This is a genomic window from Aquisphaera insulae, from assembly GCF_011064615.1.
Taxonomy (GTDB): Bacteria; Planctomycetota; Planctomycetia; order Isosphaerales; family Isosphaeraceae; genus Aquisphaera; species Aquisphaera insulae.
In genome coordinates this window covers 1-8,260 of record NZ_JAALJH010000167.1, presented here as the reverse complement: position 1 = coordinate 8,260, position 8,260 = coordinate 1, and the positions used below count along the sequence as shown (strand labels likewise).

At 65.2% G+C, this 8,260-nt stretch carries 5 protein-coding genes; 1 reads left to right on the top strand and 4 read right to left on the bottom strand.

All coding sequences use genetic code 11. The features are described 5' to 3' along the window. The coding region (locus G6O54_RS36060; RefSeq protein ID WP_165235626.1) for a hypothetical protein at positions 1–755 on the bottom strand (755 nt) is incomplete at its 3' end. A gap of 135 nt (positions 756–890) precedes the next feature. Continuing rightward, positions 891–2,945: a CRTAC1 family protein gene (locus G6O54_RS36055; protein WP_250847248.1), complete on the bottom strand. Its 2,055-nt coding sequence runs from the start codon at positions 2,943–2,945 to the stop codon at positions 891–893. Between the two features lie 350 nt (positions 2,946–3,295). Here G6O54_RS36055 and G6O54_RS36050 point away from each other — a divergent pair, with 350 nt between their 5' ends. Continuing rightward, positions 3,296–5,563, top strand: coding sequence for a hypothetical protein (locus G6O54_RS36050; protein WP_165235623.1), 2,268 nt, complete (start codon positions 3,296–3,298; stop codon positions 5,561–5,563). 179 nt (positions 5,564–5,742) lie between these two features. Here G6O54_RS36050 and G6O54_RS36045 read toward each other — a convergent pair whose 3' ends face one another. Together G6O54_RS36045 and G6O54_RS36040 are read right to left on the bottom strand one after the other, a co-directional pair. Beyond that, positions 5,743–6,462 carry a hypothetical protein gene (locus G6O54_RS36045; protein WP_165235620.1) on the bottom strand — a complete coding sequence of 240 codons (720 nt, stop codon included), beginning with the start codon at positions 6,460–6,462 and terminating at the stop codon, positions 5,743–5,745. A gap of 100 nt (positions 6,463–6,562) precedes the next feature. Beyond that, on the bottom strand, positions 6,563–8,260 hold a 1,698-nt coding region (locus G6O54_RS36040; RefSeq protein ID WP_165235617.1), incomplete at its 5' end, for an Ig-like domain-containing protein.

Below are 8,260 nucleotides of genomic sequence, written 5' to 3'. Positions count from 1 at the left end.
ATCTCGTCGAACCCGTGTGACTTCTTGGGCGAGACGACGCGACCGTGCCGGAAGACCTCGTCGTAGAGGACGGCCGTCGAGAGGGCATAGAGCGGGCCCGTGATGAAGATCCCCACACCGAGGAGCACGATTCCCAGGCTGGCGACGAAGGCGATGGCCAGGTGGACGATCGTGGCCCCCAGCCACTGCGACTTGAGGGCCTCGTAGCTCTGGATGATCGCCCCCGTGGCCGGCAGGCGAAGGTCCACGATCAGCGGATAGGTGAGCATGAGGAGGCCGCCCGCGATCAGGGCGGGGATGACCAGGAGGTACATGCCGACGAGGTAGATCAGACCCATGAGGACCGCCCCGAGCACCAGGTCCAGCCAGACGTCGTTGACGCGGAAGAGGTCCTCGAGGTGCGGCCGTCTGCCGTCGAGCTGTCCGAGCGCCATCCGGACCATGGCCCCCACGAAGTAGCCGGCGAGTCCGGCCCCGACGACGGAAGGGAGGATCACGCCCCGGGACACGCCGATCGGATGCACGCCGCCGAACAGCCCGTGCGACGCGACCGTGAAGACCCCGTTGAGGATCAGATCGCCGAACGCGGTGGCGAGGAATGCCACCAGGATTGCGAGCGACCAGGTGGTCGATTCCTGCCGGTAGAGCCGCCAGGCCCGGCCGATCACGCCGATCCGGACGCTCGGCCATTCCCGCCAGGCCGGTTCCCAGCTCGACTTCGCCCCGAAATCGGTCGTCGCGTCCGCGGTTCGCATCTCGGCCCCTCCGCCCATGAAAAGAAGGGATGGCCTTTCCCGAGGCCGAACCCCAGAAGTGATTCGGGCCGGGCGCGGATTTATTCGCGGTCTTACCGGGCGCGGGCCGGCCCGCGCCCGGGTCGATGACCGGGATCAGCCGGGCTTCTTCGCCGGGGCGGCGTCCTTCGGCTCCACGACCTTGTGGTCCTGGTCGACCTTCACCTTCTCGAGGGTGCTCACCGCACCGGAAGGCCAGCGGATCGTGATCTTCGGGATCTCCGCGACCTCGCCGACGCCGATCAGCACGCGCGGATCGTTGGCCGACTCCAGGCTGACGCCTCCCTTCCGTTGGCGATAGATCTTCCAGGGCTTCTTCTCGTTCTTCCGGGGATCCGTGAACGTCAGGCCGGTCTCGACCTCGATCCTGGCACCCACGGCGTCGCGGTTGCTCTTCGTCCCCTGGAGGATCAGGCGGACCCAGTGATTCTTGCCGGGCGTGTCGTTGCGGAGCACCGCGGCGGGCCGGTCCTTCTCGTTGACGACGATGTCGATGTCGCCGTCATTGTCCAGGTCGCCGAACGCGGCGCCGCGGCCGACGTGCCTGGTGTCGAAGTAGGGGCCGACATCCCTGGTCGAGAGTCGGAACCGCTTGCCCTGCATGTTCCGGAAGAGGAGCGGGATCTCCTCGTAGTCGACCGGCTGATTGAGCTTGTGGCGGTTGTCGTCCACGTGGCCGTTGGAGATGAACAGGTCGGGCCAGCCGTCGTTGTCGAAGTCCGCGAAGGCGGTCCCCCACTTGACGAAGGGCATGGTGTCGGAGGCCAGGCCGAAGAAGGCGGTGTTGTCGTAGAAGAGCCCCTTGCCGTAGTTCATGTAGAACGTGGCGTACTCGTTGGCGAAGTGGGTCGCGATCAGCTCAGGGAGGCCGTCGCCGTCCACGTCCTCGGCGTCCACCCCCATGCCGGACTGGGCCATGCCGTTGTTGTCGAACGCCGCGCCGGAGACCTCGGAAACGTCATCGAAGGTGCCGTTCCCCAGGTTCAGGAAGAGGAAGTGCGGATTCATGTCGTTGGCGACGTAGAGGTCCACCAGGCCGTCCTCGTTGAGGTCGGCGGCGACCACGCCGAAGCCGTGGCCGTCGTCGCGGGGGTGCGGCACTCGCTTCCGCACCTTGACGTCCACCGTCTTCTTCGCCTTGGTGACGGGATCTTCCTCCTCCTTGTGGCCGACGACCTCCTCCTGCTCGACGGTGATCACCTTGTCGAAGACATCCGTGAACGTCATGTTCCCGTTGTTGTGATAGAACAGGTGCTTGACCGTCTTGATGGTCCGGGGCGACGAGTAGAGGTAGATCTTCTTCTCGAGGTCGCCGACCTTGACGTGGTCTTCCGGATAGTTCCAGCGGCCGTAGTTGGCGACGTAGATGTCCAGGTAGCCGTCGTTGTCGTAGTCGAGCATGGCGCCGCCGGAGGACCAGTTGGACCGGTCCACGCCGGCGGCCTTGCTGATGTCCTTGAACGTGCCGTCGCCGTTGTTCTGATAGAGGACGTTGGGGCCGTAGTTGCAGAGGAAGAGGTCCTGATCGCCGTCGTTGTCGAGGTCGCCGACGATCACCCCGTGGCAGAAGCCCTTGAAGCCCACGCCGGCGGCCTCGGTCGTATCCTTGAACTTGCCCTTGCCGAGGTTCTTGAAGAGCCGGTTCGGTTCCTTGCGCGTCCCGGATCCCAGGGGCAGTTCCGTGCAGGTCGCGAAATAGAGGTCCATCAGGCCGTCGTTGTCATAGTCGAAGATCGCCAGGCCGGAGCCGTTCGCGGTCGGGAAGTACTTGTCCGGGGTCATCCCGGAAAACTCGACGAAGTCGATGCCCCAGTCCTTGGCGACCTCGGTGAAGCGGAACGGGCTGGACTCCGTCTGCTTGGTCAGGGAGACGGTCGAGAGGACCGTCTGCCGGTCCCCCGCGATCGTGGACTTCAGCGGCTCGGCCTGCGAGTTGCTAGTCGATGAGGCCGCAGAGCTTGCCGGTTTTCCCGATTGGGTTGACCCCGCAGACTTCGCGGCGCCGGACTTCGTCGCCTCGGGGGGCCGGCCCCGGGCCGGCTCCGGCCCGCTCGACGACTCACACCCGACCACGGTCGAAAGCAACAGGACGCCCGCGAGCCGGCCCGGCGCAATCGACCTAAAGCAATGAGACAAATAGTCTTGAGGCATGTTCGATATCTCCCGGACACGAACCCCGCCCCGGCGGAAGACGATGGGATGAAATCATCACGACCCGATGACCGGCCCGACCCGGCCGGGATGGGAGAGGGTGAATTCTGAGGCAAGTGCGGGTCGGGACGAGGATTGTAGCACGCCCCGAGGCGGCCTGTCCTCCCCCCCCAAAACCGCGAAAAGGACCTTCCGATCGTGGCTGCTGGGCGAGAGATGCGAGTGAATGGGAAAGCCCGATGTGGCCTGGTAAGATACGCTGAAATCGATCAAGCAACCTGAGATCCGGGGGCGATAAGGATTCCGAATGTCCTTGCGCCGCCGGCTGAAACATCCGAGGGACCGAACGAATGCGACGCGTGCTTCTTGCTGGACTCGCAGCCGGATTGCTGTCGAGCGGGTGGCCAGGAGGCAGAGAACGAGCGGAGGCGGCACCCGCGCCGCCGAGTTATGCGGGGGTCAAGAAGTCGATCGAGTCGATCCGGGCCACGCTGGACCAACCCGGGGCCCAGCAGCCCAACGCCCTTGGCTGGCTCGCCCTCTTCGACTCCATCCAGGGAGACCTGGACGGCTACACGAAGGCGACTGATTCCGCCTCGCGGCTCGCCGCGCTCGAGCGGCTTGACCAGGTCTCGAACGCCCTGGCCGCGGTCCCCTGGTCACCGGCCCAGGAGCTTCGTGGCGAGCTGGCAAGCTGGGCGGGCCCCCGGATCCAGCTCGAGCGGGCCGAGCTTCGGCTCGACGAGACGATCCGGAATCTGCCGGCCACCGACGACGCCGCGGTCCGTGCGAACCGCCAGCGCTGGTCCGACTTCGTCGCCAATGACCTGGGAAAGGCCCTCTCCCAGTACAACGCCGCGACCACGGTCGCCCAGCGGTTGGAAGGGCTGAAGAAGGTCCATGAGGCGCTCCGGTTGCTGCGGACCCGAAATCAGGAGTTCCCCTGGCAGCCTTCGTGGGACCTCCAGAACGCCGTGAGCGCGCTCTTCAACCAGCCCAATATCGACGTCACGGCGGACGTGAACACGGTCTCGCCCCTGTTCAACCAGTGGCTCGTGGCGAGCGGCCCGGTCTACCGCAAGGGATACTGGTCCCAGGTCACGGCCGGCCCGAAGACCGGCTTCGGGCTGCTCCCCAGCGACGACGGCATCATGTTCTACAACAAGCAGATGCTGACCAGCGTCACCCCGATCACGGACTTCCAGAACCAGATCGCCAGCGACCCGCAGGGTCAGCGTGCCGCCAAGCTGTACGTCTTCTCCGCGACCACCGTCGACCAGGCGGAGCTGACCATCTACACGATGCTCCGCACCTCCGGCCTCCAGATCTGGCCCGCCTACAACCACAACATCGATGCGCAAATCTGCTCGGTCCCGGCCCAGGGAGGCGGCCTCGGCCGCGCGGTCGCCGGCCTGGTGGGGATGGACCAGCAGAAGATCAATCAGAAGGTCTATGAGGGGGCCATCGGCCAGTTCCGCCAGCGGATCCCAGGCGAGGCCCAGGAAGAGGCCGAGACGCGGATCGCCGGCGAAACCGCCCAGCGGAATGCCCAGATCCGCCCGTTCCTCCCGGGCAACGACACGGCGACCGTGCAGGACTTCCTGGTGAGCGGCCTGTCGCTGCGGTCGCGCCCGGACGCGGTCTACGTCGGCGGCCTGCTCCAGAGCCGTTCCGGCGATCGCCAGCGCGGGGCCGACTCGCCCCAGCCCGCGACGCTCGCCGTCCCGTCCGACGGCCTGACGGCCGACGTCCACGTCGTCTCCGTCCTGGAGGGGATCGTCGGCGGCCTGTTCGAACGGCCGGCCGTCCAGGCGGTGGAGAACGTCATGGTCCGGACCAACGACGTCCCCCCCGGAACGCCTCCCGGCGAGGCCGCGGCGGTCCGGGTGAACGTGGACTTCCCGACGTACCTGAAGGTCGTGGACGACGTCCGGTCGAAGAACAACGCGAAGATCACGGCCATCCGCGTGAAGCGTCCTTCCCAGCCGCCCGACTTCGCGGCCGACGCCCGCGGCTATCTCGTGGCGATCATCCACGACGTCCAGATCGAGGTCCCCGCGCCCGACCCCAAAAGCCAGGCGGGTTCGGTGGTCGGCGTCCGCGGCAAGGTGCTGCGGATGAAGATCCCGCAGCTCGAGGTGGCCTTCTCACACCAGTTCGACCCCGCGACGCGGCAAATCACGGCGAAGATCCATGACTTCATGCCTTCGCCGAACTCTCAGGTCCTCGCCATCGAGGAGGATGAGAGCAAGGGTTCTCCCCTGACCCGCTTCACGGGCGCCCTGGTCATCAATGCCATGGCCGCCAAGATCCGGACCCAGCCCATGAAGGTTTCTCTGGATAATCTGAACCTCCGCGGCTTCGCCATCCGCTCACTCTCGCCGCTGGATCCCTCCGGCTGGATGCGGGTGAACCTCGTCCAGGTGGGTCCAATGACCCCCGCGACCCCGGAGGTCCTGCCCACGGCCCCGGCTGCCCCGCCGGCGCAGTCGCCGACGACATCGCCTCCCGCGGCCGCGGCCGAGCCGGTCCCGACGGCTGCTGCCGTTCCTGTCGCCGAGCACGCCGAGACTGCGGAGCTGACCGTCCCGGCGGTCGAGGCGACCGTTCCTCGTTGATTGCCGTGGCTTTCCATGGAACGACCGAGGCCCGTCACCTCCCTTCCACTATGGGGCGGCGACGGGCCTCGTCGGTTGTCGTTTTGGGCCCGTGGGATGTCAAGTTGTGCAATCAAATCGCTCGACGACAATCGTGCCGACGCCCGATTCCCAGAAGGGCGTGACGGCCTGACCAGCGATCACGCCGTGTGCATACCCGTCGCCCGGCGGAGAGCAAATAGGAGCAACCCACTCAGGCCCGTTGCTCCCAGCAGGAGCGAGCTCGGCTCTGGAATGACCATCGACCCGCGTACCACGATCGATCCGCTCTCCACGGACGTAAGGACGGTTACGCCGTTGGGATCGTTCAGGTCCGAGATCCCTCCCTGGCTGACTGTTGGCGAAAGCGTGAGGGCATAGATGCCCGGTGCGGCATCGGTCCCAACCGTCACTTCCACATGACCCAGTGCATAGGAATCACCAGGGTACAACGTCCGTACGGGGAGGCGACCGCTCGCGGCGGATGTCAGATCATAGAAGATCAGACTGGTCACTCCCGAACCGATCGAGTCCGTCGCCGTCGGCCCCACCGCTCCGGAATCGGGAAGATCAAAGACGTACGGTACGGACCCCGTCGGCGAGGTGAGTGACGTGAACTGAAGGCCCGATGACATGGCCAGTTCCAGGCCAACCGTATATCCCGCCAGGTCCAAGGGACCGGAGTCCGCGCCAACGTATTGCACAAGGACATCGAAACCGACCGTGGCCCCAGGCGTCACCGAGAGCCCCGAGGGCACGCTGATGATCAGGCCTGCGGAGGCGGGACCTGAAAGGAACAGGCCGAGGAGCACCCCGCCGAACAGTCCGCAGAGGACTTTCCTGAAGGGGCTCGTCTTCTTGCTTCGATCGTCACACATCATTCTCGTGGTCCTTGGGTACGGGAGATTAGTGCATCGGTGGACTGAAACGGCCGAGAGACGACACGCCCTCCATGGCGTTGAACCATCCATGAACGGGAATTTACCGAGGAAGCCTCCGGCCAATCCGGGTCCGGACCAGGTTGTAATCCGCGATGTCAACCTTGCCGTCGCCGTTGACGTCGGCGAAAAGGGACGGATCCAGAACCGTCACCCCGATCGAATTGCGAGCCACGATCATGTCGCCGGCCGTCACCGCCCCATCACCGTTCACATCACCGGGGAGAACCAAAAGCGTCTTTCGGAAATCCCCCCCTGTGAGTGAATTGCCCGCCAGGTCTCGAACGGCCAGGGAGGATGTGCCGCCCAGGTCCATCAGGATCCGATCGACGTCCAGCGGGTTGCTCAACTGCCACTTCGCCGTGGCGCTGGCGGCGTTGTAGTCAAACCCGCTGAAGCCGTACCGCGAGACGTTCCTGCCCGTAAGCGAGAGAGCCTGCGCGACAAGGTCCACGTCCTCGCTGAAGACGACGTCAATCGCCCGGATGTTGAACCAGGGGAGCGTGCGACTGAGATTCATGATCGAGACGTGCTGCGATCCGAACTCGACCAGCACGTCAACAACAGATGGCGCGGTAACATCGGTGACGTTGACCGTGATCGTCGAGGTGGCTTGCATGCCGCCGCTGTCCTGGACCACATAGCTGAACGTGACGGAGCCATGCTGGTTGGCATTCGGCGTGTACGTCACGGTCGTGCCGTTTTCCGTGATGGCTGCGATACCCACTGACGGCGTGCCGATCGCGACGATCCGAACCGAGTCCTCCGGATCGGGATCGGTCACGCCCTGGAGCACCGGAATCACGATGGCGTGCTGATCGGTGGTACTGGCCGTTACCGGACCTGCGACGGGGGGATAATCCACCGGTGTGACGGTCACGTCGACCGTGCCCGGCGCGGACGAGTACCAGGCCGCGGTGGGCAGGAAGGTGAACTGGTCCCCACCATTGAAGTACGGCAACGGAGTGTATGCGAACGCGCCCGTGTTGGCGTCGCTCACCGCGGCCGTTCCACGCGCAGGCGCGGTATCAATCGCGAACGTGGGACTCACGTAATCCTGCGTGAACCCCGTCAACGTTCCGCCAACCGACGAGTTCTCCGCGACAGTCACGCTCTGATCAAGTCCCAGAATCTGCACACCCGGCGGCAGGAAGCGACGGCTGAAATTGCCGTCGAACACCTTCGTTCCGTTGGCATCAAGGATCGAGTCGCCCTTGAACGTGAGCCGGAGAACGTCCGTCGGCAGCGGCGAATCAAGCTGGATCGTGGCGACCTTCGAGGTGGCGTCATAGCGGATTCCCAGGATGTGAGCCGCAAGGTTGACGTCGTTGCCGTTCCCGAAGACGCCGTCCCGACCACTGGCCGTCAGAAGGTAGTTCGCCGCGTTCGTCACCGTGGCGGCATTCATGTCCGCCGACGAGGCGAACGTCACCGCCACTCCAGACGTCCCCGGCAGGATGTCGAGCACGCTCGGCGAGGCGAGGTCCACCGTGCCGTTGTTGGTAAACGCCCCTACGCCGCTCGTATCGAGCGTTCCCAGCCCCGTGATGAACCCGTCGGCTCGGTTGAGGAACGACGCTCCGTTCGCTGCGAGCGTGCCCCCTTGCACCTGGATGAACCCGTTGTTGTCCAGAATCGCACCTGAACCGCCCATCGACGTCGACTGATCAATCGCGATCCGACCAGCATTCTGGATGCTCCCCAGGATGCCGCGCGGTCCGCCGCTGCCCGGTTCCGACTT

What these genes read in the sequence shown, in the direction of transcription:
- G6O54_RS36050 (WP_165235623.1), top strand. Translation starts at nt 3,296, where the DNA reads ATGCGACGCGTGCTTCTTGCTGGACTCGCAGCCGGATTGCTGTCGAGC.
- G6O54_RS36055 (WP_250847248.1), bottom strand. Translation starts at nt 2,945, where the DNA reads ATGCCTCAAGACTATTTGTCTCATTGCTTTAGGTCGATTGCGCCGGGC.
- G6O54_RS36045 (WP_165235620.1), bottom strand. Translation starts at nt 6,462, where the DNA reads ATGATGTGTGACGATCGAAGCAAGAAGACGAGCCCCTTCAGGAAAGTC.